Source organism: Cupriavidus sp. CPT47-8839-RL05A (assembly GCF_058792255.1).
Map to the genome: position 1 here is coordinate 426,540 of NZ_JBYTEG010000001.1, position 26,965 is coordinate 453,504.

At 66.4% G+C, this 26,965-nt stretch carries 28 protein-coding genes; 12 read left to right on the forward strand and 16 right to left on the reverse strand.

Annotated elements, in window-relative coordinates; translation table 11 throughout:
- Positions 1–332: 332 nt before the first annotated feature.
- From dnaK to AC3WVS_RS01910, 8 genes are all read right to left on the reverse strand, one after another.
- Positions 333–2,270 (reverse strand): molecular chaperone DnaK, encoded by a 1,938-nt coding sequence (dnaK, locus tag AC3WVS_RS01875; protein WP_492317132.1) that lies wholly within the window; start codon positions 2,268–2,270, stop codon positions 333–335.
- 49 nt (positions 2,271–2,319) lie between these two features.
- The gene (groL, locus tag AC3WVS_RS01880) at positions 2,320–3,942 is read right to left on the reverse strand and encodes a chaperonin GroEL (protein ID WP_492317133.1); all 1,623 of its coding nucleotides are present in this window, start codon (positions 3,940–3,942) and stop codon (positions 2,320–2,322) included.
- A 41-nt stretch (positions 3,943–3,983) separates the two neighbouring features.
- Entirely contained in the window at positions 3,984–4,271 is a 288-nt protein-coding gene (locus tag AC3WVS_RS01885; protein ID WP_492317134.1) for a co-chaperone GroES, read from the reverse strand.
- A gap of 138 nt (positions 4,272–4,409) precedes the next feature.
- The gene (locus AC3WVS_RS01890; RefSeq protein ID WP_492317135.1) at positions 4,410–4,790 is read right to left on the reverse strand and encodes a hypothetical protein; all 381 of its coding nucleotides are present in this window, start codon (positions 4,788–4,790) and stop codon (positions 4,410–4,412) included.
- A 237-nt stretch (positions 4,791–5,027) separates the two neighbouring features.
- Positions 5,028–5,594 carry an Hsp20/alpha crystallin family protein gene (locus tag AC3WVS_RS01895; protein ID WP_492317136.1) on the reverse strand — a complete coding sequence of 189 codons (567 nt, stop codon included), beginning with the start codon at positions 5,592–5,594 and terminating at the stop codon, positions 5,028–5,030.
- Between the two features lie 89 nt (positions 5,595–5,683).
- Positions 5,684–6,091, reverse strand: a complete 408-nt coding sequence (locus tag AC3WVS_RS01900; protein WP_492317137.1) for an Hsp20/alpha crystallin family protein — start codon at positions 6,089–6,091, stop codon at positions 5,684–5,686.
- A gap of 15 nt (positions 6,092–6,106) precedes the next feature.
- Positions 6,107–6,547: an Hsp20/alpha crystallin family protein gene (locus AC3WVS_RS01905; RefSeq protein WP_492317138.1), complete on the reverse strand. Its 441-nt coding sequence runs from the start codon at positions 6,545–6,547 to the stop codon at positions 6,107–6,109.
- A gap of 680 nt (positions 6,548–7,227) precedes the next feature.
- On the reverse strand, positions 7,228–7,824 hold the full coding sequence (locus AC3WVS_RS01910) for a DNA-binding protein (protein ID WP_492317139.1): 597 nt from the start codon (positions 7,822–7,824) through the stop codon (positions 7,228–7,230).
- Between the two features lie 113 nt (positions 7,825–7,937).
- Between AC3WVS_RS01910 and AC3WVS_RS01915 the strand changes: the two genes are divergently transcribed.
- Positions 7,938–9,065 (forward strand): site-specific integrase, encoded by a 1,128-nt coding sequence (locus AC3WVS_RS01915; RefSeq protein WP_492317140.1) that lies wholly within the window; start codon positions 7,938–7,940, stop codon positions 9,063–9,065.
- Between the two features lie 241 nt (positions 9,066–9,306).
- Entirely contained in the window at positions 9,307–9,732 is a 426-nt protein-coding gene (locus AC3WVS_RS01920; RefSeq protein WP_035823937.1) for a hypothetical protein, read from the forward strand.
- A 51-nt stretch (positions 9,733–9,783) separates the two neighbouring features.
- On the opposite strand, the gene AC3WVS_RS01925 is transcribed toward AC3WVS_RS01920, so the two are convergent.
- The 4 genes from AC3WVS_RS01925 to cls form a co-directional block, all read right to left on the reverse strand.
- Entirely contained in the window at positions 9,784–9,966 is a 183-nt protein-coding gene (locus AC3WVS_RS01925) for a hypothetical protein (RefSeq protein ID WP_492317141.1), read from the reverse strand.
- A 77-nt stretch (positions 9,967–10,043) separates the two neighbouring features.
- A complete protein-coding gene (locus AC3WVS_RS01930) occupies positions 10,044–10,355 on the reverse strand; it encodes a hypothetical protein (protein ID WP_492317142.1) in 312 nt (103 codons plus the stop codon).
- Positions 10,356–10,669: 314 nt separating this feature from the next.
- Positions 10,670–11,314, reverse strand: coding sequence for a TetR/AcrR family transcriptional regulator (locus AC3WVS_RS01935; protein WP_492317143.1), 645 nt, complete (start codon positions 11,312–11,314; stop codon positions 10,670–10,672).
- A gap of 129 nt (positions 11,315–11,443) precedes the next feature.
- Positions 11,444–12,880 (reverse strand): cardiolipin synthase, encoded by a 1,437-nt coding sequence (gene cls, locus AC3WVS_RS01940; RefSeq protein WP_492317144.1) that lies wholly within the window; start codon positions 12,878–12,880, stop codon positions 11,444–11,446.
- A gap of 431 nt (positions 12,881–13,311) precedes the next feature.
- Here cls and AC3WVS_RS01945 point away from each other — a divergent pair, with 431 nt between their 5' ends.
- Complete coding sequence (locus AC3WVS_RS01945) at positions 13,312–14,067, forward strand: response regulator transcription factor (RefSeq protein ID WP_492317145.1); 756 nt, start codon at positions 13,312–13,314, stop codon at positions 14,065–14,067.
- Here AC3WVS_RS01945 and AC3WVS_RS01950 read toward each other — a convergent pair.
- A complete protein-coding gene (locus tag AC3WVS_RS01950; protein ID WP_492317146.1) occupies positions 14,064–15,911 on the reverse strand; it encodes a phosphodiesterase in 1,848 nt (615 codons plus the stop codon). The genes AC3WVS_RS01945 and AC3WVS_RS01950 overlap by 4 nt on opposite strands.
- 230 nt (positions 15,912–16,141) lie before the next feature.
- Here AC3WVS_RS01950 and AC3WVS_RS01955 point away from each other — a divergent pair, with 230 nt between their 5' ends.
- The 3 genes from AC3WVS_RS01955 (at position 16,142) to AC3WVS_RS01965 (ending at position 19,050) form a co-directional block, all read left to right on the forward strand.
- Positions 16,142–17,770 (forward strand): methyl-accepting chemotaxis protein, encoded by a 1,629-nt coding sequence (locus AC3WVS_RS01955; protein WP_492317147.1) that lies wholly within the window; start codon positions 16,142–16,144, stop codon positions 17,768–17,770.
- Between the two features lie 191 nt (positions 17,771–17,961).
- On the forward strand, positions 17,962–18,558 hold the full coding sequence (locus AC3WVS_RS01960; protein ID WP_492317148.1) for an HAD domain-containing protein: 597 nt from the start codon (positions 17,962–17,964) through the stop codon (positions 18,556–18,558).
- A 123-nt stretch (positions 18,559–18,681) separates the two neighbouring features.
- Positions 18,682–19,050, forward strand: coding sequence for a 5-carboxymethyl-2-hydroxymuconate Delta-isomerase (locus AC3WVS_RS01965; protein WP_492317149.1), 369 nt, complete (start codon positions 18,682–18,684; stop codon positions 19,048–19,050).
- A 225-nt stretch (positions 19,051–19,275) separates the two neighbouring features.
- On the opposite strand, the gene AC3WVS_RS01970 is transcribed toward AC3WVS_RS01965, so the two are convergent.
- Both AC3WVS_RS01970 and AC3WVS_RS01975 read right to left on the reverse strand, forming a co-directional pair.
- Complete coding sequence (locus tag AC3WVS_RS01970; protein WP_492317150.1) at positions 19,276–20,262, reverse strand: alpha/beta hydrolase fold domain-containing protein; 987 nt, start codon at positions 20,260–20,262, stop codon at positions 19,276–19,278.
- Positions 20,263–20,390: 128 nt separating this feature from the next.
- Entirely contained in the window at positions 20,391–20,849 is a 459-nt protein-coding gene (locus AC3WVS_RS01975) for an HU family DNA-binding protein (RefSeq protein WP_010809407.1), read from the reverse strand.
- A gap of 349 nt (positions 20,850–21,198) precedes the next feature.
- Here AC3WVS_RS01975 and AC3WVS_RS01980 point away from each other — a divergent pair, with 349 nt between their 5' ends.
- Genes AC3WVS_RS01980 through AC3WVS_RS01990 form a run of 3 tightly spaced genes read left to right on the forward strand, consistent with a single transcriptional unit; the run spans position 21,199 to position 23,582 of the window.
- A complete protein-coding gene (locus AC3WVS_RS01980) occupies positions 21,199–21,549 on the forward strand; it encodes a PepSY domain-containing protein (RefSeq protein ID WP_492317151.1) in 351 nt (116 codons plus the stop codon).
- A 17-nt stretch (positions 21,550–21,566) separates the two neighbouring features.
- Complete coding sequence (locus AC3WVS_RS01985) at positions 21,567–22,241, forward strand: response regulator transcription factor (protein ID WP_492317152.1); 675 nt, start codon at positions 21,567–21,569, stop codon at positions 22,239–22,241.
- Positions 22,242–23,582 (forward strand): sensor histidine kinase, encoded by a 1,341-nt coding sequence (locus AC3WVS_RS01990; protein WP_492317153.1) that lies wholly within the window; start codon positions 22,242–22,244, stop codon positions 23,580–23,582.
- Here the strand turns inward: AC3WVS_RS01990 and AC3WVS_RS01995 are convergent, their stop codons facing one another.
- On the reverse strand, positions 23,583–24,080 hold the full coding sequence (locus AC3WVS_RS01995) for an Mpo1 family 2-hydroxy fatty acid dioxygenase (RefSeq protein ID WP_492317154.1): 498 nt from the start codon (positions 24,078–24,080) through the stop codon (positions 23,583–23,585).
- Positions 24,081–24,295: 215 nt separating this feature from the next.
- Between AC3WVS_RS01995 and AC3WVS_RS02000 the strand changes: the two genes are divergently transcribed.
- The 3 genes from AC3WVS_RS02000 to AC3WVS_RS02010 all read left to right on the forward strand — a co-directional run bounded on the left by AC3WVS_RS02000 (position 24,296) and on the right by AC3WVS_RS02010 (position 26,912).
- A complete protein-coding gene (locus AC3WVS_RS02000) occupies positions 24,296–25,048 on the forward strand; it encodes a Crp/Fnr family transcriptional regulator (protein WP_492317155.1) in 753 nt (250 codons plus the stop codon).
- A gap of 27 nt (positions 25,049–25,075) precedes the next feature.
- Positions 25,076–25,942 carry an arylamine N-acetyltransferase family protein gene (locus tag AC3WVS_RS02005; protein WP_492317156.1) on the forward strand — a complete coding sequence of 289 codons (867 nt, stop codon included), beginning with the start codon at positions 25,076–25,078 and terminating at the stop codon, positions 25,940–25,942.
- Positions 25,943–26,147: 205 nt separating this feature from the next.
- A complete protein-coding gene (locus tag AC3WVS_RS02010; protein WP_011617096.1) occupies positions 26,148–26,912 on the forward strand; it encodes an SDR family oxidoreductase in 765 nt (254 codons plus the stop codon).
- The last annotated feature ends 53 nt before the right edge of the window (positions 26,913–26,965 follow it).

A 26,965-nucleotide genomic window follows, 5' to 3' on the forward strand; every position in this document is an offset into this window, starting at 1 on the left:
GCCCACTGATGTGCGGTTTTCTGACGGTTCACAAATAGCACACGGGGTAATCTCCATGAAGACATCTCACAGATGGCAGCCGCAGCAGGACCGGTATTGGGGGCGGTTTTCGGTAAGGTTATGACACCCGTACGAATTGGTCTTTGGTTCCCGGCGAAGGCGTCAGTCGGTGCTAACCGGTTTGATGAGCCTCTGACTGTCGCGGCCACACATAGGCGTGTTCTTGGCCGTATATGCCGGCCGCGAAGTCATTACAAGAAAACACCGGCAGAGGTCGCTAACGCACAAGAGAGCCGTTTCTTGAGGACACCCCACGTTTGACGTCGGCTGGCTTACTGCTTGGCCCCTGCTTCTTTGAACTCAACATCCTCCACGTTCTCGTCTTTCTTCTCGGCGCTCGCCTCTTTCGCGTCCGCGGCGCGATCGGAGCCACTGTCCGGCTGAGCCTGAACGTCCGCATAGACTTCTTCGCCAAGCTTTTGGGAGGCCGAGGCCAGGGCCTGCGCCCTGGCCTCGATCTCGGCCTTGTCGGAGGTCTTCAGTGCCGCCTCGAGGTCCTTGATTGCGGCTTCGATCTTCTCCTTCTCGCCCGCCTCCAGCTTCTCGCCGAATTCGGCCAGCGCCTTGCGCGTACTGTGCGCCAGTGCGTCGCCATGGTTGCGCGCATCGACCAACTCGCGTTGTCGACGGTCTTCGTCGGCGTGGGACTCGGCGTCCTTCACCATGCGCTCGATCTCGCCTTCAGACAGGCCGGAGTTGGCCTTGATGGTGATCCGATTCTCCTTGCCGGTGGCCTTGTCCCTCGCCGACACGTGCAGGATGCCGTTGGCGTCGATGTCAAACGTCACCTCGATCTGCGGCATGCCACGCGGCGCCGGTGCAATGCCCTCCAGGTTGAACTCGCCCAGCATCTTGTTGCCCGTAACGATCTCGCGTTCGCCTTGGTACACCTTGATGGTTACTGCCGCCTGGTTGTCGTCGGCCGTAGAGAAGACCTGTGAGAACTTGGTCGGGATGGTGGTATTCTTCGTGATCATCTTGCTCATCACACCGCCCAGGGTCTCGATCCCGAGCGACAGCGGGGTGACGTCGAGCAACAACACGTCCTTGCGCTCACCGGTGAGTACCGCGCCCTGGATCGCCGCACCCACCGCCACCGCCTCGTCGGGGTTGACGTCCTTGCGCGGCTCGCGGCCGAAGAACGCTTTGACCTTCTCCTGCACCCTGGGCATGCGGGTCATGCCGCCCACCAAAATCACGTCGTCGATCTTTTCCACCGATACGCCGGCGTCCTTGATGGCGATGCGGCACGGCTCCATCGTGCGCTCGATCAGGTCTTCGACCAGGGCTTCGAGCTTGGCACGCGTGAGCTTCAGGTTCAAATGCCGCGGCCCGCTGGCGTCGGCAGTGATGTATGGCAGGCTGATTTCCGTCTGCAGGCTCGACGAGAGCTCGATCTTGGCCTTCTCCGCAGCTTCCTTCAGGCGTTGCAGCGCCAGCACGTCGCGCGACAAGTCAACGCCTTGGTCTTTCTTGAATTCGCCGATGATGTAGTCGATGATCCGCTGGTCGAAGTCTTCTCCGCCCAGGAACGTATCACCATTGGTCGACAGCACTTCGAACTGCTTCTCGCCTTGCACGTCAGCGATCTCGATGATGGAGATGTCGAAGGTGCCGCCGCCGAGGTCGAACACGGCGATCTTGCGGTCGCGGCTTTCCTTTTTGTCCAGGCCGAACGCGAGCGCCGCCGCGGTCGGCTCGTTGATGATCCGCTTGACGTCGAGGCCGGCGATGCGACCAGCATCCTTCGTCGCCTGGCGCTGGCTGTCGTTGAAGTAGGCGGGCACCGTGATGACGGCTTCGGTGACGGGCTCGCCGAGATAGTCTTCGGCGGTTTTCTTCATCTTGCGCAGCACTTCAGCCGAAACTTGCGGTGGGGCGAGCTTCGTGCCCTGCGCTTCGACCCAGGCATCGCCGTTGTCGGCCTTCAAGATCATGAAGGGCATCAGGCCGATGTCCTTCTGCACTTCCTTTTCCTCATAGCGGCGGCCGATCAGCCGCTTGACCGCAAATAGCGTGTTCTTTGGATTCGTGACGGCCTGTCGCTTGGCCGGTGCGCCGACGAGGATTTCCTCGTCGTTCACATAGGCGACGATGGATGGTGTCGTGCGTGAGCCTTCGGAGTTCTCGATCACTTTGACCTGGTTGGCTTCCATCAGCGCCACACACGAATTCGTAGTGCCGAGGTCAATGCCGATGATCTTGCTCATGATGTCCTCCACAGCCTATGGGACCGGCCGCACGCCTTGCGTGTCCCCGTCAATACTCCAGCTCCGGTGACACCGCTGCGACTTTGCCGTGGTCTTTCGGCATCTCTACCACGGTCGCGTCCGTGGTCAGAATCAGCCCGGCGACCGAAGCCGCATTCTGCAGTGCGGTACGGGTCACCTTGGTTGGGTCAATCACGCCCATCTCGAACAGGTCGCCGTATTCACCGGTGGCCGCATTCCAGCCGAAGTTGCCGTCATGACCGAGTACCCGGCTAAGCACCACCGACGCTTCCTCGCCGGCATTGGCGGCGATCTGCCGCAGCGGCTCCTCCAGGGCACGCAGCACGATTCGGATGCCGGCTTCCTGGTCGGCGTTGGCGCCCTGAAGCGGCGCAAGCTGGGCGCGGGCGCGCAGCAGCGCGACGCCGCCGCCCGCCACGATGCCTTCCTCGACCGCGGCCCGCGTGGCGTGCAGGGCGTCTTCGACGCGCGCCTTCCTCTCCTTCATTTCCACCTCAGTGGCGGCGCCAACCCGGATCACCGCCACGCCACCGGCCAGCTTGGCGACCCGCTCCTGCAACTTCTCCTTGTCGTAGTCGCTGGTGGCCTCGTCGATCTGCCGCCGGATGGCCTTGATGCGGGCTTCGACTGCCGCGTGCTCGCCCGCGCCGCCGACGACGGTCGTGTTCTCCTTCTCAATTTCGACGCGCTTGGCGTGGCCCAGATCGTCCAGCACGACATGCTTGAGCTGCTGGCCCGTCTGTTCCTCAATCAGCGTGCCGCCGGTCAGGATGGCAATGTCTTCCAGCATGGCCTTGCGCCGGTCGCCGAAGCCCGGTGCCTTCACCGCGGCGGCCTTGAAGGTGCCGCGCAGGGAGTTGACGACCAGGGTCGCAAGCGCCTCGCCTTCCACGTCTTCGGCCACGACGAGCAACGGCTTGCCGGTCTTGGCCACGGCCTCGAGCACCGGCAGCAGATCGTGAATCGCCGAGATCTTCTTGTCATGCAGCAGGATGTACGGCTCTTCGAGCATGACGGATTGCTTCTCGGGCTGGTTGATGAAGTACGAGGAAAGGTAACCGCGATCGAACTGCATGCCTTCGACCACCTCCAGCTCGCTCTCCAGCGACTTGCCGTCTTCGATCGTGATGGCCCCGTCCTTGCCGACCTTGGCCATCGCGTCAGCGATGATCTTGCCGATCGCCTCATCGGCATTGGCGGAGATCGCGCCGATCTGGCCGATCTCCTTGCTCGTAGTGCAGGGCCGGCTCAGTTCTCGCAACGCCTCGACGACGGCCCCCACGGCGAGGTCCATGCCGCGCTTCAAATCGATCGGGTTCAGGCCCGCCACCACGTCCTTCATGCCTTCCTGAACCATCGCCTGGGCCAGCACGGTGGCGGTCGTGGTGCCGTCACCGGCCACGTCAGAAGTCTTGGACGCAACCTGCTTGACCAACTGGGCCCCCATGTTCTCGAACTTGTCGCCCAGCTCGATTTCCTTGGCGACCGACACCCCATCCTTGGTGATCAGCGGGGCCCCGAACGATCGCTCGAGGACCACATTGCGCCCCTTGGGACCGAGCGTGACCTTGACCGCGTTGGCCAGCAGATTGACACCCGCTACGATGCGGCGGCGCGCGGACTCCTGGAACTGGATCTCCTTGGCTGCCATGATGAGACTCCTCGCGAGACGCTAGCCTTCTGTTCCTTCCTCTATTCGACGACGCACAGAATGTCCTCGTCACGCATCACCAGCACCTCCTCGCCTTCAAGCTTGACGGTGGTGCCCGTATATTTGCCAAATAGCACGCGCTCGCCAATCTTCACGCTCGGCGCGCTGACATGGCCATCGCCCAGGCGCTTGCCGGGGCCGACAGCCAGGACTTCGCCCTGGTCCGGCTTTTCGGCGGCGGCATCGGGGATGACAATACCGCCGGCCGTCTTGTGCTCTGCGTCCAGGCGTCTGACGATGACGCGATCGTGTAGTGGACGGATGTTCATAGCCTTGCTCCTCGTCCGATCTCTGTGATCACCGGCTTGTCCGGCCGACCCGTCCGCGTTCAGGGCGCGAAAGCCTCGACGCCGGTGTCTGGATTCACGGCATAAGCGTCATTGGCCAGGAAGCCCGAGTGTGGCGCTTCACTGAATGGGCGGCACGGTCCCGAGCTTCTCCGCCAGCATTCGCTCATACACGCCAAAATGCGTATCCACCTCAGCCTGACTGACGACGACGATGTCAATCGTGACCTGCTCAGGCGTCAAGCCGAACATCGTGGCCAGCGCCACTTCGAGGTGGGGAGCCGCCACTCTGTCCTTTTCGAACGTCGTGCCGATGCTGATCACGTAAGCATCGCCTTGCGCCGTGACGTCGACCAAGCGGGCCCGCGCGCTGAGGTTATTATCGATCGCGACTGTGACCAACTCCGCCACGCGCCGCGTCCGCTCGGTAGGAAAGCCGCGCGTGCACTTAAGCCGCACCCGATGCCTGCCTAGCGTCACCCACTCAGAATCGAATTCCATCGAAGTCTCCATCTTGGAAAGTGCTTGCCGCCAAAATAGAGCCCAGTCCGGCGATTTCAAGACCTCAGCATCGCCCCCGGATCTGCTGCTGGGCCGCAAGCCAGCACCGCGCGTTCCGAGCGCCGCCTATACCAGGGAGGGGCATGGGCGGCGCCATGCATGGCCAGCAGGAATTCCTGGCTGAGCGCAGCAGGCTCAAGGGTGCCAATAATCTTGAGGCAGCTCGCCATCTTCCGCTCACTTCACCTCGATCTTCCTTACCGAAGACTGCGACGTACCGGTCTTTGGCAGACGCAGCGTCAAGACACCTCGGTCAAACTTCGCATCGATGTGATCGAGGTCGACGCCATCGGGCAGCGGAATACTGCGCATGAAGGCGCCGTATGCCCGCTCCAGCCGGTAGCAGCCGTTTTCCTCGCTCCGAATGTCCTGCTTCTTCTCTCCCCGTAACACCAGCGCACCATCTTCGATGGTGGTCGTCAGGTCCTCGCGATCCATGCCGGGTAGCTCCGCCGTGATCCTCAGCGCCGAGCCATCATCGACCACATCGATCCGCGGCTGGAAGCGCGACGAACTGAAGTCGCCGAACCATCGATCCAATCCCCCGAAGCCCGCAAAAGGTTCATGCAGAAACTCGCCCATCGCACGCCAGGGATCGCTGGAAAACAGCCGCGAAATGTCAGGCCGGTCCGGTGTCCAGTGCCTTGGCGCGGGAGCATTGGACGACTCGCCCGTCGGTTGCCTGTCCTCTGTCGATTTGCGTAGGAACTTGAAGGGGTTCCATTTGCCCAGGTCTGTTTTCATCTTGTCCTCACCGAATGTCAGCCAATTGCCGCGGGCACTGCGGTGGCGCCCTTGCGGACGCCACCGGTGCCCGAGGGGGCGACGGCAACTCACGCCACGTTGACTGCAATGCGGCGTGGACGCGCTTCGTCGCGACGCGGGATCGTCAGCTTGAGCACGCCGTCCTGCAGGTTCGCCTCGATCTTCGACGCGTCAAGATCCGCGCTCAACGAGAAAGCGCGTGCGAAGTGCGGCTGGCGAATTTCCGCGTGTTGCACCCGCAGTCCTTGGGGGGTGGGTACGACCGCTTCCGCCTCGATATGAAGGTTGCCGTCGTGCACATTCACCTCGAGCTTGTCCTTGGTCACACCTGGAAGGTCCGCCCAGAGGGTGACGCCATTGCTGTCCTCGACGATGTCGACCGCGGGAAGCAGCGTCATCGTCGGCGTCGACCTGTCCTCCTGACCTTTTGTCACCGCGTTCTGGTTGCGTTCCGCCACTTGGGTAGTCTCGTTCATGGCATTCTCCTCGCGTTATTGAACCGTGATCGCCCGGGGCTTCGAGGTTTCGCGCTTGCCGACACTGATAGACAGGCAGCCGTTGGCATAGCGCGCCTGAACTTTGTCGGGGTCGGCGCTCTGCGGCAATTCGACCACACGCCGGAACGTGCCTGTGAATCGCTCTTGCGCGTACATCCGGACCTCCGGATCATCCTCCGCTTGCGCCGCTTCACGCTCGCCGCTGATGGTCAGCAAGCCCTTGTCGATCGACACCTCGAACTTGTCTGGCTTGAGCCCCGGTGCGAACGCGACGATCTCAATGGAATCGTCCGTGGCGCCGATATTGACGGGGGGAAATGCCCCGAAGCGGCCGGAGCGGATGCTGGATGGGAAGCCGCCGAACAAACTCGCCATCTGCCTTTGCATGCGGTCGAGTTCGCTGAAGAGGTCGGTTCCTAAGAAAAGATCGCTCATGGTCGTATCCTCCTTCGATGCAGCAAGGAGGCGAAGGGGCATACGCGCTCCCATCCACCTGCCAAGCTGCTGGCAAACAAACAGAAACACGCAGCGCGCAATGATCGCGACTGCCTGAGCGAAAATAAAATAGTAATTGGCCACGCAAATTTCAAGGGGGCAAGTCTGCGCCGTTCCGCGAAAAGACGTCGGGCGATTCGTGCTGCACCGGTCACCTTGGTCACATTCGCTTGGCATCGCATCCGGGGGCTCCCGTTGCACTGCGCCCAAACATGCCGGTGCATGGCTTAATCGCCAAAGCCGTGGCAAAGTTAATCGCAAATGTAATCCAAGCGCCACTCGCTGGAATATGCCCTCGACGGCAGCGCCGGCTTGCGCCTCGTTGAGCAGAATCGGCTGGTCATAAAATAAAGAAATGCCGCCGCGAACGTGGGGTGTACGGGTAGGTGTACATGCGAGGCGGTGCGCCGATGCGGATCCATTGGGGGGCTAGGTTTGGGGGTACTAGCAGACGGTCGCCGGCTCGACGCGGCGGCCGGCGTGGAAGGGGCCTGCCAGGGCTGTGCCTCCAAAGCGACCGCGGGTGGCTCGGAACTGAAGGGATTAACAGGATCTCCGAATTCTACGGATCCGGTCTTCGTCACCCAGTAGTTGGCGCCTGGCGGTGGGCTCGTAATCGCTTAGCGTGCAAAATTTTCCCTTTTCTGAAGCGACCCCAAATCCTGCTGCATCGCGTTGTGTGCCAACAGAGCCGCGGCCGACTCTGCGCGCATTGTCTCCCCCTGATGCTGCAGGGCGGTGGCTGCGGCTTCAGCGCGCGCGGCGCGCTCCGTGGCGACGTCGCGGGCACGTGTCAGTTCCGCCATTGCCGCCTCGGCCCCTTCCAGTCGGGCCTGCATGACCTGGCGCTCCTGCTCCAGGGCTTCGCGCTCCTGCTCCAGAGCCGCCCGGGCCTCGGCCAGCGCCGCCTCACGCTGCACCAGCGCGGCCTCGGCCGAAGCCTTGGCCACCTGCAGCGCCGCTTCCCACAGGTAGCGCGCTGCCTCCGTGACTGGCTCCGGGCATCCGGGTGCGGGCGCAAAGCCCTGTGGATCCTGGATACGTCCACCCAGCGCCCCAAACCAGGCATCCAGGTGCGGGCTGACCGTATTGGGCGAGCCCCGCCCCAGGTGCAGGCGGATGCGTTCGATGGTGGGCCGCTGGCCGGCCTTGAGCAGGCTGTCGGCGGCCTGCCAGACGTCGTCTCGGGTAATGCCACGGCTGCGGAGGGTTTCCATGATGGGATCCGGCAAAAGTCTTTGAGGAAGGCAAATAAGGTTCGATAATGGAGACTTATCGGCTGCTATTTGTCTATTTCGTATGATATATTACAGCATACATCATATTTAATATGATAAAAATCCGAGAAGCCCACGAAGCCTACTTTCCACCGATTGCATCCGATGTCGAACTACCGGCGCCGCTTCGCCCGTCCGAACTGGATCCCCTTGCCGAGCAAGCGGCCAATGCCTTGCGCCGCGAAGGCGAATCCCGAAACACGGTGGCAAGCTACCGGTCCGCACTGCGCTACTGGTCTGCCTGGTATGTCCTGCGCTACCGACAACCTGTGCAGCTCCCGCTCGCGCCTGCCGTCGTCATCCAGTTCATCGTCGACCACGCCACGCGACAGACGCCGCAAGGCCCTGTCTGCGAGATGCCCGCGGTCATCGACCAGGCGCTGGTCGATGACGGATACAAGGCACGACCCGGCCCGCCCGCGCTGTCCACGCTGACGCACCGGCTGGCGGTACTGGCCAAGGCCCACCGCCTGCAGGCCTTGCCCAACCCTTGCGCCGAAGCTGCGGTGCGCGAACTGATGGCTGGCATCCGGCGCGCCTATGCGCGCCGCGGACAGCGCCAGGCGCGCAAGGCGGCGCTGACCCGCGATCCGCTGCTGCGCCTGCTCGATACCTGCGATGACTCGCTGCGCGGCTTGCGCGACCGCGCGCTGCTGCTGTTTGCCTGGGCCAGTGGCGGGCGCCGCCGCTCTGAAGTCGCGCGCGCGACCCTCGGCCACCTCACCCGGCTCGGCCCCGGTGATTTCGTCTATGCACTGGGCTGGTCCAAGACCAACCAGTCAGGCAACGAGCGCGCCGATACCGCCAAGCCCGTCACCGGTGCCGCCGGCCAGGCGCTGGAGGCATGGCTTGCTGCCGCCGGCATCAACAGCGGGCCGCTGTTTCGCCGCATCCGCCGCGGCGGGCATGTGGGAGAAGGTTTGTCCGATGCGGCGGTCAGCCGCATCGTCAAGACGCGCTGCGCATTGGCGGGACTGGAGGGCGACTACTCAGCGCATTCACTGCGCTCGGGCTTTGTCACCGAGGCTGCTGCGCAACAGGTGCCACTGGCCGAGACCATGGCCATGACCGGCCATGCAAGCGTGTCGACGGTAGTGCGTTACTTCCGCGCCGCGGACGCACGGCGCTCGCGTGCTGCCGACCTGCTGGCGCAAGCGCCGCAATCCGCCGGAGGCGACTGAGGGCGGCTTGCAACTGGCGCCAATCATGCCGCGCAGCCGGCGCAAATACGGGTATTTCGCTAGCTGGCAGCGCTGGCTCGGGCTGCGGGGGGTGCCTATACTGGCAGCGCGCCGCACAGTGCCAGGCATGGCCGGCCGCGCCCGGAAAATCCGGCAGGCAATCGCCACTGGCACGATGCGGCGGCCCATGGGATGCAATTGCGCACCGCCTGCCTGGACCGGAACAAGTAGAAACGCGGAGATGGGGATGCCCAACGAACAATTCCTCGCCACCCAGGAAACCCGGCGCTCGGGGCTGAAAGCCCTGCGGGCTGCCTTGCTGCAGGTTCACAAGGAAGTCATCGGCTATGACAGGACCCAGTATGAGCGCCTGAACGGCCCGATTCCTGCAGGCCTGTTTGTGCAACTGGTGACTGAAGACAACTACTTCCGCTGGCTTGACCCGCTGTCGCGCCTGATCATCGAGATCGACGAAGAGCTGGAGGCCAAGGAACACCACGACGAAACCTGCCGTGCAGTCGGACGCGCAGCGGAAAGACTGTTCAGCGACGGTTCTGACCCGGCCTTTCGCAAGCGTTACCAGGAAGCCCTGCAGGACGAGTCCGGCGTCATCGTGGCGCACGGACGGCTGATGTCGGTGATCGGGCAGCTGCGCCAGTTGCCATAGCACGCCGGACCGCGCGGGCGCGTTGCGCGCGCCGCGGCATAGCCTGTCCGCCTACTTCGCCGGTTTTGGTTCCGGCCTGGGTTTGCGCGGCGCATGGGTATCGACTGCCACCGGGTCGCTCGCCGGGAATGTCTCTTTCAGCCCCTCGTCCAGTTCGCGCTCGATCAGTTCATCCTTGCGCTGTTGTTCACGGGAGGCTGGCGTCTGGTGCTTCTGCGTTGCGGGCTTGGTCATGGCGATGGGGCTCCGTTGGCATCCATGAGCCGATGGTAGTCCCGTGCAGGCCGCATTGCCATCACGGCGACGCAGGCTCATCGCCCCCTGCCGCCGCGCCCGCCCCCATGCCAGCCGCCGTGCCCACGGCCACCACCGCCATGCCAGTGATGCCCGCCATGCCTGCCGTAGCTGCCGCCGTGGATATAGGTAAAGCTGCCGTAGAAACCACCGTAGCCCGGCCAAGGACGGTAGTACGGGTAGTACGCCGGCGCCGGGTAACCGTCATAGTAGGCAGAGGAAACCGGATAAGCCGGATAAGCCGGATAGTAAGAGTCGCCTGCATAGGGATAGGCGACGCAGCCAGCCAGCACTGCCACGCAGAGGGCCGCTCCCAATTCATATCGCATGATCCGCTCCTCACCGTGGCGCCGGCGTTCGGCTGCCTGACAGCAAGTTAGACTGTTCTGCAGGCCGCGCAATTCCTCGAAATGCGGACGCGCCCTGATAGCGCGCGGCAATCGACGTGCGTAGATCGAGACAATTCAGGGCGATATTTAAGAAATGTCCGATATTCAGATGAGAAGCAACGGAATACAGTCCTCTTGCACCCGGCCCGCGGGTGCCCCGACAGAGCCAGGTTGACCCCCTTCCTGGTTCCTTACACTGCCACGATGGTTCTCGCCATCGTGGCATTTTTTTCGCCGTGATCCTGCTGCAGGCGCTAGAGGCCCTTCTCGACCATGTCGAGCAGGCGCTGCCCGAGGATCTCTGCCTGCTCCCTGGCGCGGCTGCGCAGCGGGCCGTCGATCAGCAGGATGGCCAAGCCATGCACGGCCGACCACGCCAGGTACTCCGCACCCGGCCGGCGCTCGGGCGGCAGCACGCCGGCTTCCACCAGTTTGTCCAGCGCCGCGCCCAGCAGCTGGAACGGATTGAGGCCGCTGTTGCCTGCCTTGGCCGGATCGGCATCATCTTCCACTTCATCCGGCATCGAAAACGCGGTGCGGAACAGTCCGGTCTCGGCCAGCGCAAAGCGCAGGTAGCCGGTGCCGACCGCACGCAGGCAGGCACGCGCATGCGCAGCGGCTCCACGGCCCGGGCGCAGCCCGCCGATTTCACCTTCCATGGCAATGGCAAGCGACGACAAGGCCGAGGCCCGCACTGCCTGCAGCAGGTCCTGCCGGCTGGCGAAGTGCCGGTACGCGGCATTGGGCACCACGCCGGCACGGCGTGTGGCCTCGCGCAGCACGATGGCGTCGGGGCCACCCTCGCGTGCCAGGTCGATGCCTGCGTCCAGCAGCGCGCGGCGCAGGTCGCCGTGGCGGTAGGTGGCGCGCGCCGGAGGCGCGGGGACAGCCCGGGTCATGCGGCTCCCCTTGAATATGGATAACGGTTCATGATGTGCATACGCTTATAGTGAACAGTGTACACAATCAGGCCGCAACAAGTCTGTTGCATTGAGGATTGCAGGAACCAGCGGACCGGAACGCGGGCTTCAGAGGATGGGCGCAAACAGCTTGGCGACGTGCATCGCCACGCGCAGCGGCGCCGGCGCATCGAGGAACTCGTTCAGCCCGACGCGCTGGGCCTGGGCGAAGTCGGCTTCGAGCATGGTGGCCACGCTCGCGGCAAAGCCCTTGTCGGCAGTCATCACCATCAGCTCGAAGTTGAGCCGGAACGAGCGGTTGTCCAGGTTGGCCGTGCCGACGGCCGCGGCTTCGTCGTCGATCAGGATGACCTTCTGGTGCAGGAAGCCCGGCTGGTAGCGATACAGCTTGATGCCCGCGGACACGGCCTGGTACGCATAGATGGTGGAGGCGGCATAGACCACCAGGTGATCGGGCCGCGCCGGAATCAGGATGCGCACATCCACGCCGCGCAGCACGGCCAGCCGCAGCACCGCAAACACCGCCTCGTCGGGCACGAAATACGGCGACGTGATCCACAGCCGGTGGCGCGCCGCCTGGATGGCCTCGACAAAGAACAGCGAACAGGTCTCCTGCGCGTCGGCAGGGCCTGACGGCACCACCTGGCAGGTCATGCGCCCGCCCACTTCTGGCGGCGGCATCAGCAGGTGCGGCACCTCGCGCGCGGCCCAGAACCAGTCTTCGGCAAAGGCCATCTGCAGGTCCAGCACGGCGCTGCCGCGCAGTGCAATATGGGTGTCGCGCCACGGCGCCAGTGGCGGGCGTTCGCCCAGGTATTCGACGCCGACGTTGTGGCCACCGACAAAGGCCTCGCTGCCATCGACGATCACCAGCTTGCGATGGTTGCGAAAATTGAGCTGGAACCGGTTGACAAAGCCGCGGTGCGTGGAGAACGCCCGCGCATCGACGCCGGCCTCGGCCAGCGTGCGCACGTAGCGGCGCGGCAGCGCGTGGCAGCCAATGCGGTCGAACAGGAAGTACACCTTGACGCCGGCCCGCGCGCGCTCGCACAGTAGCGCCTGCAGGCGCTGGCCCAGCGCATCGTCATGCACGATGAAGAACTGCACGATCAGCACCTGGCTGGCCCGCGCGATCGCGGCAAAGATCGCCTCGAAGGTCTGCTCGCCGTTGACCAGCAAGCGCACGTCATTGTTGGCCAGGCACGGCATGCCGGTCAGCCGGGGCAGTGCACGCATGCAGGCCTGCGCCGGCGCATGGACCACGCAGGCGCTGCGCGCCTCGCGCTCGCGCGGGGTCATGCCGTGGCGCAGCTCGCGCAGGTGGTCGTCATTGAAGCGCCGGGCGTCGACATAGCCGGCGAAGGTGCTGCGCCCGAAGATCAGGTAGGGCACCAGCGTGAAGTACGGCATCATCAGCAGCGACCCCGCCCACGCGATCGCGCCGGGCGCGGTGCGCACCGTCATGACGGCATGCAGGGCAGCCACCACGCCGACGACGTGAAAGCACAGGACGATGATGGCGATGACACTCGGGCTCTGCAGCATCGGTGGGCTTGAGTCCCCGGACCGGAACGCGATGCGCGCTATTTTGGCACACCCTGCCCGAATGTTGACAGCACGGCGCCCATAGTGCCCGCGCGCTGCCTTCTTTTTTGGCACGCCGACAGCACCACGGTGCCAGGCCGCAGTCCGGCCACTGCGCACTGGCTTGTCCACAGGAGCTGTGGACAACTTTCCATATCGCCATCGGCCCCGCCGACAAACGCTCGTCACGCGACCAACGCGAGCACCATCAAAAAACAGCAGAAATTTCAGAAATGTCTGATTGTCCTGTGGACCACACTTTTTGTACGCTTGCTGCATGCGAACGGTAGTGCTGCGCGCACGCCTGGCGCCTGCCTTCGTTCCCTCGCTGTCCGGCTCCAGCCCTGCCGCGGTCCGGCCGTCCCTGCCACGGCTCTCGTATTTCGCCATCGATGAATATTGCGCTGCTCATGGGCAAGTCGCCCCAACTCCGGCCGGTGCCGGAACTGCTGGCACGTTCCGGTTATCGTTGCAACGTGTTTGAAACGGGCCGCGACCTGATCCACGGTGTCAGCCAGGTACCGTTCGACATGCTGCTGATCGATGATGAATTGCCAGACCTGCCGGCCATCGACGTTATCCGTGCCGTGCGCTGTGCGCGCTCACGCGATGTACCCATCATCATGCTTGCGGCCGACAGCAGTGAAGACGGCCTCATCGATGCACTCGATGCCGGCGCTGATGACTACGTGTGCCGCCCGCTCAATGTGCGCGTGCTGATGGCACGCATCACGGCGCTGCGCCGCCGGGTGACCGGCGAGCGCCTGCGCCAGGGCCTGGTGGTGCGCGTGGGCCCCTACCAGCTCAACAGCGTGGGCCGCTTTGCCACGCTGCGCGACGAGCGCATCGAAATGACGCCGAAGGAATTCGACCTGGCCATGCTGTTGTTTTCCAATGTCGGCAGGGTCCTGTCCTGCGACCGCATCCAGCAAGCCGTGTGGCGGCATGAACTGGCGCCGCTGTCGCGGGCACTGGCGGGACTGATCTCGCGCCTGCGCAAGACCCTGCGCATCGGCATCGCCAACGGCATCGTCATCACCGTCGTCTACGCGCACGGCTACCGGCTCGACGTACTGGAAGGGGGCGCCGCGCCCAGGCTGCCCGCGGCGGACCGCCGGGTCACCAGGCGCAGGCAGCCGGACCGCTAGACCGACAGCGTCGCGGCCAGCGACAGGAAATCCAGCACGGCCATGCCGGTTGCCGAGCGCTTGGCCTCGCGCTTGGCCGCCGCCGCCGCGGCGCCGATATGCTGGCTGCCCAGCCGCTGCAGGCCCGCCACGCCCTCGCCGCTCACACACACCACGCCAACCGCCATCGACACTGGCGCAAAGAAGACCGGCCGCCCGTGGCGGTCTTCGCCATGCATGCCGCCGGCGCTGCGATCGGCGGGCGAATACATGGCGCGCGCCGCGTCGTTGAAGCGCCGGATCGCAGCTTGCAGGCGCGCGGCCCAGTCGCTGCTCTGGTACAGCACCAGGAAGTCGTCGCCGCCCACGTGGCCGAGAAAATCGCGTGCGGGATCACAGGCCTCGGCCAGGATGGCGGCCGCGCCCTTGAGCATTTCATCGCCCTTCCAGTAGCCATACTTGTCGTTGAAGGGCTTGAAGTGGTTCAGGTCGACATAGCATGCGCGGAACTCGCTGGCGGCTTCGATCAGGCGCTCGATATGCTGGTTCAGCGGGATATTGCCGGGCAGGAAGGTCAGCGGATTGGCGTAGCGCGCCGCCTCCATGCGTACTTCGGTGATGGCCCGGATCAGGTCAGCGCCGGTGCCCAGGCCGATATAGCGGCCCTGTTCGGTAATCACGAAACCATCGGCAAGCGAGCGCGTGTTCTCGCCGGACAGGATCTGCGCCATCTCCTCCAGGCTGGCGCGATGGTCAAAGCAGGCCGGCTCGCGGTTGGCCATGGCGATGCAGGCCTTCTTGCCATACAGCTCGCGATGGAACGGCGCCGCGTAGCGGTCGATAAAGGCCTGGCGGCTGATGATCGCCAGCGGCCGGCCTTCGTCATTGACGACGGCCACGGCCTGCAGGTCGGGCTGGTCCTGGAAGACGCGCAGCACCGCATCGTTGCTGGTGGCAGGCGACACCGTCGGCGCAGGCCGCAGCAGGCGCCCGGCGGTGATGCCCGACCAGCCTGAGCGCACCATTTGCGGAAACACGGCGATATGCCTCGAAGCCAGCGTCTGGTGCACGTGCTGCGGCGCCTGCGCGGCCGGCCGCGCCGAGGGCCGGCCCACGTAGTAGCCCTGGGCGCCGGCCACGCCCAGGTCGCGGATCACGGCGAGCTCGTCTTCGTCCTCGATGCCTTCGGCGATCACGCGCCCGCCAAAGGCGCTCATCACGCGCAGCAGCGCGCGCAGGATCTCCAGCCGCCGCGAGCAGGACGCAATGCCCCGCACCAGCGATTTGTCGATCTTGACGAACTGCGGCGACAGGTGCGCAAGCAGGTCGAGGTTGGCATGCCCGGTGCCGAAATCATCCAGCGCGTACTGCATGCCAAGCTCGCGCAGCACCGCCATCGCCTGGGCAAAGCTGGCGGCATCGCCGATCGGGGTCTGTTCGGTGATTTCGATCACCAGGCGCGACGGCGCAATGCCGGCCTCCAGCAGCGCCGCCATCAGCCGCCCGCGCTCGGCCAGCAGGTGCCGCAACGTCATGGGGCTGAAATTGAGGAAGAGCTTGCCGGGCAGGTCCAGGCTACGCCAGGCGGCCAGCGCGGTGCGCGCCGCGTGGATCTCCAGCGCCATGGTCGCGGCAACGCCCTGCGCCAGCCGGAACAACGCGTCCGGGCTCGCCCAGGGCGAGCCAGCCGGGCCCCGGATCAGCGCCTCGTAGCCGAGGATCTCGGCATTGTCCGCCTGCACGATCGGCTGGAATACCGCATGCAGCGGCGGCAGCCGCGCATGCGCGAGCGCCGCCGCGATGGGGGTACCAGCTGCGACAGGTGCGCGGTCGTGCAAAGGCGTGGCGGCAGGCAGGCCTGTCATGGCGGGAAATCCGGGGATAGAGCAAGAGGGCGAGCGACATTGCATGACATGGATATGACAGCGTGATGACAAAAATCCTCATCCCATGTCACGCCGGCGTCACGTTGATGACCGACCATCCGTGCGCCGCCTGCGACCGTCCCGGACAGAGGACAGCGCGCGCGGCAATTCGGGTCAAGCCCGGGCCGTGCATCCTTCTGGAGCCAGCACGCCCGTTTGGAGTCTTCTCCGTGTTGCAAGTCATCAAGACACGCCTGCCCGGCCGCAGCCGGGCAGCTGCCCCCGCTCGGCTGTTCACGCGGTTTTCCGTACGACTGGGCCGCCTGCCGCTGGTGGCGCGCCTGTGCGGCGCCTTTGCCCTGGTGTACTTGTTCGGTGCCGCGGTCGGGTTGACGGGGATCGCCAACCTGGTGTCGATCAAGGCGCGCACCGACACCCTGTACCAGCACGACATGCACGGTGCCATCTCGGCCGAGCGCGCGCAGTCGGCACTGGCCACCCTTGGCCGTGCCCAACTGGCGCTGACCATGGCCACTAGCAGCACCGAGCGCGACGATGCCGCCGCCGACGTCGCGCGCAGCCTGTCGCAGCTCGATGCTGCGCTGGCCGGCGTACGCCAGGCCGCAGCGGCACAGGCCGCGCCGCTGCTGCGCGAACGCCAGCGCACCGGCGAGCTGGTGCAGGCCTACGTGGCGCTGCTGCGCAAGCAGCCGCTGGACTCGCTGCAATTCGACAGCGCGGTCTCGGTCGACGGCCACTTCGTTACTGAACAGCTGCAATCCCTCAGCCGGCAGGTGGAAGCCGTGCGCCAGCAGCAGGAACAAAAGGCCGCCGCCACGGTGGCCAGCGTGGCGGCCAGCCAGCTGCGCGCGCAGGCATGGATGGCCGCCCTGCTCGGCGCCAGCCTGCTGGCGGCCGCCGCGCTGGCGTGGATCGCGGCGCGCAGCCTGCGTGCCGAACTTGGCGGCGAGCCGCGCGACGCCGCCGAGATCGCTCGCCGCATAGCCGCCGGCGACCTGACCGCCACCATCGCCCTGCGCCCGTCGGACCACAGCAGCATGCTGCACCACATGGCCGGCATGCGCGACCAGCTTGCCGGCGTGCTGGCCCGTATCCAGGCCAGCGCCCAGGAGATCACCGCGGCCGGCCAGCAGATCGCCGAAGACAACCACGCCTTGTCGGCGCGCACCCAGCGGCAGGCCAGCGCGCTCGATGCCACCACCGGCAGCATGCAGGCACTGGCCGCACGCGTGGCCGACGCGCACGCCCAGGCCACCGAATCGAGCCAGATGGCCAGCCAGGCACGCGCCGCCACCGATGCCGGCGCTGCCGTGGTGCAGCAGATGCGCGGCGCGATGGATACGCTGCACGGCCACTCGCGCCATATCGCCGAGATCGTCGGCGTGATCCAGGGCATCGCCTTCCAGACCAATATCCTGGCGCTGAATGCCGCCGTGGAAGCGGCCCGCGCCGGCCCCGCCGGCCGCGGCTTTGCGGTGGTCGCGCAAGAAGTGCGCGCGCTGGCCCAGCGCAGCGCCGATGCGGCGCGCGAGATCGGCGGCATCGTCGGCACCGCTACCCACGAGATCGAGCAAGGCGCGCGCCTGAGCGCCAGCGTGGTGGCGGCAATGGACCGCATCGCGGCTACCGTCGGGCACAGCCATGCGCTGGCCGAGACCTTGCGCACGCTTGCCGACGAGCAGGCCGGCAGCGTGCAGGCCGCCGGACAATCCTTATCGCAGTTGCGCCAGACCGCCCAGCAGAACGCGGCGCTGGTCGATGACCTGGCCAGCCAGGCAGCCCGGCTGGACCAGCAGGCAGCGGCACTGGCCGACGATGTGGCCCGCTTCCGCTTCTAGTGCGTGTCATCTTTGTAACGGGCAGATGTGTCTGGGCGAAACATTTGTCATGGCGACGTAACCGGCATTTACGTCTACCCCGATAAAGTTACAGATCTGTTGCAACTGAACTGGTGCCGGTTACGTGTCAGCCTGCCCGTGGCGAGTAATCTTGGTTCACACCAACTGAACTGTCACCCGCACAGGAAACCATGGCTGAACGACTCATCATGCTGGACGTACCCGGCGTCCTGTATTCCGACCGCTCCCGCACCCGCCTCGGCGGCATTCCGGATTCGGGCACGCTGCGCGACGTCCGGTTCTTTGATCCTGTCGCGCTGGGGTTCGTACGCAGGTTGTTCGGCGTGGCCGGCGCCCGCGTGGTGGTGTCCGACGCCTGGCGCCGCGGCACGCCCGCGGCAATCCTGCAGCAGCTGGACCTGCAGGTCGAAGCCATGACCCCGCCGGCCGCAGGCGGCCATGGTGCGGAAATCGAAGCCTATTTCGCCCAGGGCGCCAAGCCGGTCCACTACGTGATCATTTCGTGCGCCGCCCCGGAGTCGATGCCCGAGGCCATGCGCGAGCACCTCGTGACCGTTGACCCGGCTGCCGGGCTGACCCTGGAGAACTTCCAGCAGGCGCTCGGCATCCTGGGGGTGGCCTGCCCGTCCACGGTGATGCCCGCACCGAAACTGGATGCCGGCCTGAAGGCCAAGCTGGCCCAGCTGCAGCAACTCGCCCGGGAGAATCCGGCCCGCTTCGGCAACGCGCTGGCACCGGCACGCGAGCGCACGCCCGTCCACGCCTGATCCGCACCAGCAGCACATCCCGACGGGGCGCTCCAAGGCGCCCCGTTTGCATTGCTGCGCCCGCCACGTGCCGGCGATCCCGTATCATGCTCGGTTTCACCGGAACACAGTCAGGACGCCGCCATGCCTCACCTCGTCATCGAACTCACCGAAAACACCCGCCTGAACTGCTCGCAGGAAGAGTTGCTGGATGAAGCCAATGCCGCCCTGCTGGCCTCCGGACAGTTCCAGGAGGCGGACATCAAGTCGCGCTGCATCACGCTGTCGACTTACCGCCAGGGTGTGGACGCGGTCGAGCGGGCCTTTGTCCACGCGCGCCTGTCGATCCTGGACGGCCGCGACACCGCCGTGCGCCAGGCGCTGGCGCAGGCCGTCTGCAACGTGATCGCCGAAGCGGTGCGGGCCGGCTCGGGCACCGGCCAGGACGTGCAGGTCTCGGTAGAGGTCTGCGAGATGGCGCGGGCAACCTATGCCAAGCAGGTGGTGGCCTGAGTTGGCGGGCCGGATGGTCGCCGCCAAATAAAAAACCCGCGGCCATTGCGGCCGCGGGCGGAAGCTTCAGGAAGATTCCGGAAGCTCTGTCATGGGGAGCGCCCCCGCACCCATGACCTGACCGATTCTAGGGGGGCGCCCGTCCTGTCCATTTGACGCAGGTTAAACTTGCTCCAGTCGGATCCGGTTGCGGCCAGCCTGGCATGAGTCACCGGGCGGCCGGCATCAACCTGGGTCGGTTACCTCCTGCGGGGCAACGGCAGCGCGCACAGGCGCCAGCCCGTCCCTGCCCTCCGTGCCATGTGCGTCGTCGGCCAGCACTGACCGCACAATCTCGGCAAACGCCGCGTCCGCTTCCGGCATCGGCAGCAGCATCCACACGTGGAACATTCCCTCGCCCTCGTGATACCGAAGCGGCAAGCCTTGCTCGCCGGCCATCTGGCGGAACTTCCTGCAGTCGGGCAGCAGGATGTCATGGGTCCCGATAAACAACGTGGTGGGCGGCAGCCCGCGCAACACGCCGTGCATGGGACTGACCTGTGGCAAGGTGACAGGATCCGCGCCGGCATAGACGCGCCCGCATTCAATGCCCCCGGGGCGTGACAGCATCGGGTCGAACGGCTCCAGGGCATCGATGCCGGGATTGTCGCCGGTGGCATCCAGGAACGGCGACAGCAACACCAGGCGCTGCGGCAGCGGTTGGCCGCTGTCACGCAGCACCTGTGCCAGCGCCAGTGCCATGCCGCCGCCAGCGGAATCGCCCATGACGGTCAGGTCTGCGCCCGGATAGCGCTGCTGCAGCACCTGCCACAGCGGCACCATGGCCGCGAACACGTCGCGGTGGGTATGTTCAGGCGCCAGCGGATAGACCGGCACGGTCACCGCGCAGCCCAGCGCGTCCACCAGCTTGCCGATGAAATTCCAGTGCTGGCTGACGATATCGAAAACATAGCCGCCGCCGTGCAGGTAAAGGACATGACGGGGTTTACCGTGCGCAGGCCCGTTCCTGGGCTGCACGGTGTAGACCTCCATCCCGGCGATCCGCTCCTCGCTGACCGCTTGCCGCGCACGCAGGCGCCGGGACGGATAGGCGCGCCCAACAATACGGCGCCGCCGGATTTCATCATGGAGCGCCTGGGCGCTGGCAAACCGCTGCTTGCGGCGCACCAGCCGCAAGGCGATCCGCCACAGCTGGCTTTGCAGACTCGGCATCGTGTCTCCCCCGCGCCGGTCTGTCGCCGGCGGCTGAAAATGCAGGAACGCGCGGCACGTATTGCGCTCGCGCAATAAAAAAGGAGCCGGCAAGCGGCTCCTTTCTTGTCAGGACAACGTGGCGCAGATCAGGCTGCGGCGTCCTTCAGCTTCTTCAGCGGACGGACCTTGACCTTGACGCTGGCCGGCTTGGCCGGGAACCAACGCTCTTCACCGGTGAACGGGTCCTTGCCGAAACGCTTCTTCTTGGCCGGCACTTGCTGCGCCGTGACCTTCAGCAGGCCGGGCAGCGTGAACTCGCCAGCGCCCTTCTTGTTCAGCGCGCCGATGATGGTGGTTTCCAGATGGGCCAGCACCGTCTTCACGGCCTTGGCTTCCAGTTGGGTCTGGGCTACCAGGTGAGCGACCAGGCTCGACTTGTTGAAGGTGTCCTTCAGCGGGCGCGCAACGGGCGCAGCGGCGGGAGCAGCCTTCTTGGCCGGCGTGGCCTTCTTGGCGGCAGCCTTCACGGGTGCCTTGGTTGCCGCGGCCTTCTTGGCAGCGGGCTTGGTTGCGGTCTTCGCGGTCGGTTTCGCTTTGGTCGCCATATCGATATTCGTAAGTTGAACAGATGGGTGTCGGCAGATGTTTCGCATTGCTTCTCAGCGTTGCGCAATCGTCTTCTCGATGCCCACTGAATCATAGCGGAAAGTACCGTAAGTCAAGGGGTTTTCGTGCAGGCGAAACGTAAAACCCCGTGAAAACCCCGGGTTTTGTCGCGGCTTTGCCTCAGTGGAAACGCGAATACGGCCTACGTCCCCCCGTTTTGGCGTTCGCGGCAGACGCTTCGGTGCCGGCGCGCGCAGCGATGCGCGAGCCGCGGCGCTACCGTTTGCGGCCTGGCCACGAGGGCTGCGTTCAGCCCGCATTCAGGCAATCTGATGCAAACTCCGGGCCATGAAGTTCAAATTCCCGGCCCTCCTGCACCCCCGCATGCTGGTCGCCGCGGCGCTGCTGGCGCTGGCGGCGATGCCGGCCGCGCACGCCGACAAGGACGCCGACCGCGCCCGCGCGGCCGTGCAGTCCGGCGAAATCCTGCCGCTGTCGCGCATCCTGGAAACGGTGTCGCGCCAGTACGAGGGCGACGTCATCGGCGTTGAGCTGGACCGCGACGACGGCATCTGGCAATACGAGGTCAAGCTGCTGTTGCCGGGTGGTTCGGTGGCCAAGCTCGAGTACGATGCACGCACGGCCGCCCTGCTCAAGGCGAAGGGGCGTGGGCTGGAAAACGCCCGCCGCAAACCCTGACCGACAGGAAACCCCCGATGCGCATCTTGCTGGTCGAAGACGAAGCCGCCCTCGCCGCCCAGGTCCGTGCCAGCCTGGCCGACGCCGGCTATGCCGTCGACGTGGCCGCGGACGGCCTGGATGCCTGCCACCTGGGCGAGCAGGAGCCCTACGACGCCGTCATCCTGGACCTGGGCCTGCCGCGGCTGGACGGCCTTTCGGTGCTGCGCCGCTGGCGCGCCGCGCAGGTCAGCGTGCCGGTGCTGATCCTGACCGCGCGCGACAGCTGGACCGAGAAGGTCGAAGGCATCGATGCCGGCGCCGACGACTACCTGGCCAAGCCATTCCGCATGGAAGAGCTGCTCGCGCGCATCCGCGCGCTGATCCGGCGCGCGCATGGCATGCCGGCGCCGGAGCTGCAATGCGGCCCAGTGCGCATGAATCCGCGCGCAGGCAAGGTCACCGTCGACGGCAAGCCGGTGGCACTGACCTCGCATGAATTCCGCGTGCTGGACTACCTGATGCACCATCCCGGCGCCATCGTCAGCAAGACCGCGCTGACCGAGCATATCTATGCCCAGGACTTCGACCGCGACAGCAACACCATCGAGGTCTTTGTCGGGCGGCTGCGCCGCAAGCTTGGCGTGGATGTCATCGAGACCGTGCGCGGCCAGGGCTACCGCATGCGGCCGCCGTCGCCACTGCAGCCCTAGATGCCCGCCCGCCTGCGCCGATCCCTTGCGCTGCGCCTGCTGGCAGTGGCGGCGGTCTGGCTGGCAGCGGCGCTGGGCGCCAGCGGCTGGCTGCTGTCGACGCTGTTCGAGCGCCACGTCAACAACACCTATGTGCGCCAGCTCGACCACCAGTTGGCGGGCCTGGCCGCGGCGCTGGACTGGAGCGCCGACGGCAAGCTGGTCCTCACCCGTACCCCTGCCGATCCCCGCTACGAGCTGCCCTACTCCGGCACCTACTGGCAGGCGCGCGCGCCCGGCGCGCTGCTGCGCTCGCGCTCGCTGTGGGATACGGAAATGCCGGTGACGGTGGAGCGCCGCCTTGCCGGCGCCCAGGCCGACGTGCGCCCGGGCCCCAGCAACCAGTCGTTGCTGGTGGTGTCGCGGCAACTGGTGCTGCCATCCGCGGATACCCCGGTGGAGATCTCGGTGGCGCTGGACCGGACCGAGCTGCGTGCCGCGCGCCGCAGCTTCAACCGGACGCTGGCGTGGTCGCTGACGGCGCTGGGACTGGGGCTGATGCTGGCGGTTGCGGCGCAGGTGAAATTTGGGCTGGCGCCGCTGGCGCGGCTGCGGCGCGCGCTGGGCACGATGCAGGCGCGGCGCGAGGCACGCCTGGGCGGCAACTGGCCCGCCGAAGTCGAACCCCTGGTGGCCGAGATCAATGCCCTGCTGGCACGCAACACCCAGGCGCTGGAACGCTCGCGCCGGCAGGCGGCGGACCTGGCGCACGCGGTCAAGACGCCGCTGGCAGTGCTCGCCAACGAGGCCGCGGCGCTGCCGGGGGCGCCGGCGCAAGCCGTGGGGGCGCAGGTTGAAGCGATGCGCCGGCAGGTCGACCGCCATCTGGCGCGCGCCCGCGCCGCGGGCGCCGCGGCGGCGCGCGGCCAACGCATCGATGCCGGCGCGCCGGTGCGGGAGCTGACCCGAGCACTGGCGCGGCTGCACGCTGAGCGCGCGCTGGCGCTGACGGTTGAGGGCGCCGGGCACTTTGCCGGCGACCGGCAAGACCTGGTCGAAATACTCGGCAACCTGCTCGACAATGCCTGCCAGTGGGCGCGCACGCGCGTGCGCGTCACGCTGCAGGAAGCGGATGGCGAGCTCGAAATACTGGTCGAGGACGACGGCCCGGGCATGCCGCCGGAAGCGCAGGCACTGGCCACCGCCCGCTTTGGCCGGCTCGACGAGGCCGCTGCCGGCAGCGGGCTGGGCCTGGCGATCGTGACGGAAATCGCGGCGATGTACGACGGCAGCCTGGCGCTGGCATCGAGCCCGCTGGGCGGGCTGGCGGCGCGGCTGCGGCTGCCGGCGGGGCTGCCCTGATCAGTGCGCGCGGGCGGCCATGGCCTCGCGCGTGCCGCGTGCCAGCCCCAGCGCAAAGGCGGTTTCCGCCACCAGGAACAGCGGACCGATCAGCAGGCCGACCAGGTCGTCGACGAAGGCCGGCTTGCGCCCCTCGTAATAGTGGCCGATGAACTGGATCACCCATCCCACCACGAACAGGCCAAGGCCGATGGCAAGCCACCAGGCGGTGGGCATCGCCGCAATGTGCGCGCCGGCATAGAGGAAGAACGCCAGGATGACCGCCATCGCCACCCCGAACACCAGCGACAGGCGCAGGTAGAACAGGCACGACAGGATGTACAGCAGCATCGCCGGCGTCAGGTAGGCAGAGCCGTCGCCCAGCGTCAGCGCCGGGCGCGCCAGCAGCGTCGTCACTGCCAGCACGATCATCGGAATGCCGATGAAGTGCGTAAAGACGTTGCGCGGGTCGCGATGGTAGGCGGCGTAGTTGGCCAGGTGTTCGATCAGGGTTTTCACGGGGGTATCTCCTTGTATGCGCAGGCGTGCGCGTTCCGCGCCGCAAGGGCGGCCGGACGCTGCCGCCTGCTGCTGCGCGGGGGGCGCGATGTGGATTTATAGTAGTGGGCGCGCACCGTGCGGTCTGTCAGGTTTTTGACAGTCCGGACCGTCGCTGCGTGCCCTTGTGTGTCCCTGCTGACACCCGGCACAACCCCATATGAAAGGAGACCGGCATGGGACTGGCGCGCCCGCCGCAACACCCTCAACCGCAACTCGCCGGCACACTGCCCGCCCCGGTGCCGTTGCGCGACGATGCGCTTGCTGCCGTACGTGCCGGTGCCTGGTTCAGCCAGTTGCCGCCCGCACTGCGCCAGGCACTGCTCGATGACGGCAGCCTGCGCCGGCTGGTGGCCGGCGAGACGCTCTTTGCCCGCGGCGACCGTTTCGACGGCCTGTATTGTGTCGCCAGCGGCACCATGCAGATCCACGCCAGCGGCGAATCGGGCAAGGCGGCATTGCTCGGGCTGCTGGAACCCGGCACCTGGTTCGGGGAGATCTGCCTGTTCGACGGCCTGCCGCGCACCCACGACGCGCGCGCGGTCAGCACCACGACACTGTGGCATGTGCCGCGCGCCAGCCTGGAGCAGCGCCTGGCGCAGCAGCCGGCATGGTGGCGGGCCTTCGGGCAATTGCTGGCAGCCAAGACGCGCCAGGCCTTCAACTATGTCGAGGAAGCGCAGTTGCTGCCGCCGGCGGCCCGCATTGCCCGGCGCCTGGCCGCGATCGCGCATGGCTACGGCAACCTGCCGCAGGCCCAGGCCACGCAGCGCGTGCGCATCCCGCAGGAGCAGCTGGCGCAGATGCTGGGCCTGTCGCGCCAGACCGTGAACCACGCGCTGCGCGAACTGGAAGCGCGCGGGCTGCTGCGGCTGGAGTATGGCGGCATCGAACTGCTTGACCTGCCGGCGCTGGAAGCGCTCAACTGAACGCATCGCACCGGAGCCCCGCACATCATGATGACCCTGGATGCCCCCCAACTGGATGCCTGGCTGGCGCGCCTCGGCATCGCCGCCCCGCCCTCGCCCACGCTGGAAGCGCTGGATATCGTACTGGCCGCGCACCTGGCCAGCATTCCGTTCGAAAACGTCGATCCGCTGCTGCGCCGGCCAGTACGGATCGAGCTGGATGCGGTCTTCGACAAGCTCGTCACGCGCCGGCGCGGCGGCTACTGCTTTGAACTCAATACCCTGCTGGCGGCCGGGCTGGGCGCGCTCGGCTACGCCGTGACGCCGCTGGCCGCGCGCGTGCGCTGGGGCGTTCCCGACGACGTGCCGACCGCGACCTCGCACATGCTGCTGCGTGTGGAGGTGGCGCATCGCAGCTACCTGGCCGATGTCGGCTTCGGCGGCCCCACGCCATACCGGGCGATGCCGCTGTCCGAGCCGGCCGATGACAGCTTCCCCTACCGTCTGGCGCCTTCGCCGCCGCAGACCTCCGCCACCGCGTTCCACAGCTACGACCTGGAGGCGCGCGGCGATGCCGGCTGGATCAAGGTCTACCGCTTCGACCTGACGCCGCAGCCGTGGATCGATTTCGTGCCGCGCAACTGGTATGTATCGACGCACCCTGACAGCGTATTCCTGCAGCGGCTGATGGCCGCGCGCACCGACGGCGACACCCGCGTGACGCTGGCCGACGGCGACCTGGCCGAGCGCGCACCGGACGGCGCCGTGCGCCGAACCCGGCTGGCCTCGCCCGAGGCCGTGGTGCGGGCCTTGTCGGATCGCTTTGGCGTGCTGCTGGACGATGAGCTGCGGCGTGGCCTGGCCGACGCCCTGCCAGCGCTGCTGGCGCCCGCAACGGCATCCTCCGGCACCTGAGGCGCCATTATTCTGCTATGCAGCATGCCTGCCATGCACGGCGCGCATTGCCCGCAGAAAGAATCCTGATATGGCCGGCGCGCGGCACCCGGGCCTGTGGACTGAGGCCAGCGGCGCCACCATAATGTCCCGGCGATGCTGCCTGCGGGCGCGTCGCCAGGACAAAGCCGGCCCCTGACGCCGGCGCAGCCATACAGGAGACTCCATGTCATTGTTTGATCTGACGGGCAAGGTTGCCATCGTCACCGGCTCCTCGCGCGGGATTGGCCGCGCCATCGCCGAGCAGATGGCCGTCCAGGGCGCCAAGGTGGTCATTTCTTCGCGCAAGATCGAGGCCTGCCAGGAAGTGGTGGATGCCATCAACGCCCGCCACGGCGCCGGCACCGCGATCGCGGTCCCTGCCAATATTTCTTCGAAGGACGACCTGCAGCGCCTGGTCGACGAGACCAACCGCGCCTTCGGCAAGATCGACGTGCTGGTCTGCAATGCCGCGTCCAACCCGTACTACGGGCCCATGAGCGGCGTGTCGGACGACCAGTTCCGCAAGGTGCTGGACAACAACGTCATCTCCAACCACTGGCTGATCCAGATGGTGGCCCCGCAGATGATCGACCGCAAGGACGGCTCGATCATCATCGTGTCGTCGATCGGCGGCCTGCGCGGCTCGCCCACCATCGGCGTGTACAACATCTCCAAGGCCGCCGACTTCCAGCTGGCGCGCAACCTCGCCGTCGAGTTCGGGCCGCACAACGTGCGCGTGAACTGCATCGCGCCGGGGCTGATCAAGACCGACTTTGCGCGCGCGCTGTGGGAAGATCCCGAGCGCTACAAGCAGTCCACCCAGGGCGCGCCGCTGCGCCGCATCGGCGAACCCGTCGAGATCGCCGGGGCGGCGGTCTACCTGGCGTCGGCAGCCAGCACCTTCATGACCGGCCAGGCGCTGGTCGTGGACGGCGGCGTGACCATCTGAGCGTCTGGCCCCAGCGTTGCGGGGGGGGGGGGGGGGGGGGGGGGGGGGGGGGG

Excerpts from the sequence above, each read along its gene's own strand:
- AC3WVS_RS01930 (WP_492317142.1), bottom strand. The coding sequence starts at position 10,355 with ATGCGATATGAATTGGGAGCGGCCCTCTGCGTGGCAGTGCTGGCTGGC.
- AC3WVS_RS01905 (WP_492317138.1), bottom strand. The coding sequence starts at position 6,547 with ATGAGCGATCTTTTCTTAGGAACCGACCTCTTCAGCGAACTCGACCGC.
- AC3WVS_RS01910 (WP_492317139.1), bottom strand. The coding sequence starts at position 7,824 with ATGGAAACCCTCCGCAGCCGTGGCATTACCCGAGACGACGTCTGGCAG.
- AC3WVS_RS02005 (WP_492317156.1), top strand. The coding sequence starts at position 25,076 with ATGATGACCCTGGATGCCCCCCAACTGGATGCCTGGCTGGCGCGCCTC.
- AC3WVS_RS01960 (WP_492317148.1), top strand. The coding sequence starts at position 17,962 with ATGGCTGAACGACTCATCATGCTGGACGTACCCGGCGTCCTGTATTCC.
- dnaK (WP_492317132.1), bottom strand. The coding sequence starts at position 2,270 with ATGAGCAAGATCATCGGCATTGACCTCGGCACTACGAATTCGTGTGTG.
- AC3WVS_RS01935 (WP_492317143.1), bottom strand. The coding sequence starts at position 11,314 with ATGACCCGGGCTGTCCCCGCGCCTCCGGCGCGCGCCACCTACCGCCAC.
- AC3WVS_RS01965 (WP_492317149.1), top strand. The coding sequence starts at position 18,682 with ATGCCTCACCTCGTCATCGAACTCACCGAAAACACCCGCCTGAACTGC.
- AC3WVS_RS01970 (WP_492317150.1), bottom strand. The coding sequence starts at position 20,262 with ATGCCGAGTCTGCAAAGCCAGCTGTGGCGGATCGCCTTGCGGCTGGTG.
- AC3WVS_RS01945 (WP_492317145.1), top strand. The coding sequence starts at position 13,312 with ATGAATATTGCGCTGCTCATGGGCAAGTCGCCCCAACTCCGGCCGGTG.
- AC3WVS_RS01925 (WP_492317141.1), bottom strand. The coding sequence starts at position 9,966 with ATGACCAAGCCCGCAACGCAGAAGCACCAGACGCCAGCCTCCCGTGAA.
- AC3WVS_RS01980 (WP_492317151.1), top strand. The coding sequence starts at position 21,199 with ATGAAGTTCAAATTCCCGGCCCTCCTGCACCCCCGCATGCTGGTCGCC.
- cls (WP_492317144.1), bottom strand. The coding sequence starts at position 12,880 with ATGCTGCAGAGCCCGAGTGTCATCGCCATCATCGTCCTGTGCTTTCAC.
- AC3WVS_RS01895 (WP_492317136.1), bottom strand. The coding sequence starts at position 5,594 with ATGAAAACAGACCTGGGCAAATGGAACCCCTTCAAGTTCCTACGCAAA.
- AC3WVS_RS01900 (WP_492317137.1), bottom strand. The coding sequence starts at position 6,091 with ATGAACGAGACTACCCAAGTGGCGGAACGCAACCAGAACGCGGTGACA.
- AC3WVS_RS01890 (WP_492317135.1), bottom strand. The coding sequence starts at position 4,790 with ATGGAATTCGATTCTGAGTGGGTGACGCTAGGCAGGCATCGGGTGCGG.
- AC3WVS_RS01975 (WP_010809407.1), bottom strand. The coding sequence starts at position 20,849 with ATGGCGACCAAAGCGAAACCGACCGCGAAGACCGCAACCAAGCCCGCT.
- AC3WVS_RS01885 (WP_492317134.1), bottom strand. The coding sequence starts at position 4,271 with ATGAACATCCGTCCACTACACGATCGCGTCATCGTCAGACGCCTGGAC.
- AC3WVS_RS01915 (WP_492317140.1), top strand. The coding sequence starts at position 7,938 with ATGATAAAAATCCGAGAAGCCCACGAAGCCTACTTTCCACCGATTGCA.
- AC3WVS_RS02000 (WP_492317155.1), top strand. The coding sequence starts at position 24,296 with ATGGGACTGGCGCGCCCGCCGCAACACCCTCAACCGCAACTCGCCGGC.
- AC3WVS_RS01985 (WP_492317152.1), top strand. The coding sequence starts at position 21,567 with ATGCGCATCTTGCTGGTCGAAGACGAAGCCGCCCTCGCCGCCCAGGTC.
- AC3WVS_RS01990 (WP_492317153.1), top strand. The coding sequence starts at position 22,242 with ATGCCCGCCCGCCTGCGCCGATCCCTTGCGCTGCGCCTGCTGGCAGTG.
- AC3WVS_RS01920 (WP_035823937.1), top strand. The coding sequence starts at position 9,307 with ATGGGGATGCCCAACGAACAATTCCTCGCCACCCAGGAAACCCGGCGC.
- AC3WVS_RS01950 (WP_492317146.1), bottom strand. The coding sequence starts at position 15,911 with ATGACAGGCCTGCCTGCCGCCACGCCTTTGCACGACCGCGCACCTGTC.
- groL (WP_492317133.1), bottom strand. The coding sequence starts at position 3,942 with ATGGCAGCCAAGGAGATCCAGTTCCAGGAGTCCGCGCGCCGCCGCATC.
- AC3WVS_RS02010 (WP_011617096.1), top strand. The coding sequence starts at position 26,148 with ATGTCATTGTTTGATCTGACGGGCAAGGTTGCCATCGTCACCGGCTCC.